Genomic DNA, 1,135 nt, shown 5'->3' with positions numbered 1-1,135 from the left:
TCATGTCCAAGGAAAAGTTCGATCGCAGCCTGCCCCACGTGAACATCGGAACGATTGGGCACGTGGACCACGGCAAGACGTCGCTGACGGCGGCCATCACGAAGGTGCTGGCCAAGACGGGCGGCGCCACGTTCCTGGCGTACGACCAGATTGACAAGGCGCCGGAAGAGCGCGAGCGCGGCATCACCATCTCCACGGCGCACGTGGAGTACAAGACGAAGAACCGTCACTACGCGCACGTCGACTGTCCGGGACACGCCGACTACGTGAAGAACATGATCACGGGCGCGGCGCAGATGGACGGCGCCATCCTGGTGGTGTCGGCGGCGGACGGCCCGATGCCCCAGACGCGCGAGCACATCCTGCTGGCCCGCCAGGTGGGCGTGCCCTACATCGTGGTCTTCCTGAACAAGGTGGACCTGCTGGACGACCCCGAGCTGCGTGAGCTCGTGGAGATGGAAGTCCGCGACCTGCTGAAGAAGTACGAGTTCCCTGGCGACAGCATCCCCATCATCCCCGGCTCCGCGGTGAAGGCGCTGGAGGGTGACACCAGTGACATCGGCGAGCCGGCCATCCTGAAGCTGATGGAGGCGGTGGATGCGTACATCCCGACGCCGCAGCGCGCGACGGACAAGCCCTTCCTGATGCCGGTGGAAGACGTGTTCTCCATCGCCGGCCGCGGTACGGTGGCGACGGGCCGCGTGGAGCGCGGAATCATCAAGGTGGGCGAGGAAGTCGAAGTCGTCGGCCTGCGCGCGACGCAGAAGACGGTGGTGACGGGCGTGGAGATGTTCCGCAAGCTGCTGGACGAGGGCCGGGCGGGCGACAACATCGGCGCGCTGGTCCGTGGCCTCAAGCGCGAGGACATGGAGCGCGGCCAGGTGCTGGCGAAGCCGGGCAGCATCACGCCGCACACGAAGTTCAAGGCGCAGATTTACGTGCTGTCGAAGGAAGAGGGCGGCCGTCACACCCCGTTCTTCAAGGGGTACCGTCCGCAGTTCTACTTCCGCACCACGGACGTGACGGGCACGGTGAAGCTGCCGGACAACGTCGAGATGGTCATGCCGGGCGACAACATCGCCATCGAGGTGGAGCTCATCACCCCGGTCGCGATGGAGAAGGAGCTCCGGTTCGC

1 protein-coding gene is annotated in these 1,135 nt (G+C 65.7%); it reads left to right on the top strand.

Annotated elements, in window-relative coordinates; translation table 11 throughout:
* Window positions 1-2: 2 nt before the first annotated feature.
* Window positions 3-1,135 (top strand): elongation factor Tu (tuf, locus tag D7Y15_RS43565; RefSeq protein ID WP_120581740.1); only part of this gene is annotated, 1,133 nt, incomplete at its 3' end.

Source organism: Corallococcus sp. AB030, from assembly GCF_003668965.1.
GTDB classification, from domain to species: domain Bacteria; phylum Myxococcota; class Myxococcia; order Myxococcales; family Myxococcaceae; genus Corallococcus; species Corallococcus exiguus.
Note: the sequence above shows the minus strand (reverse complement) of the source record. Positions and strands in the feature narration are given on the sequence as shown.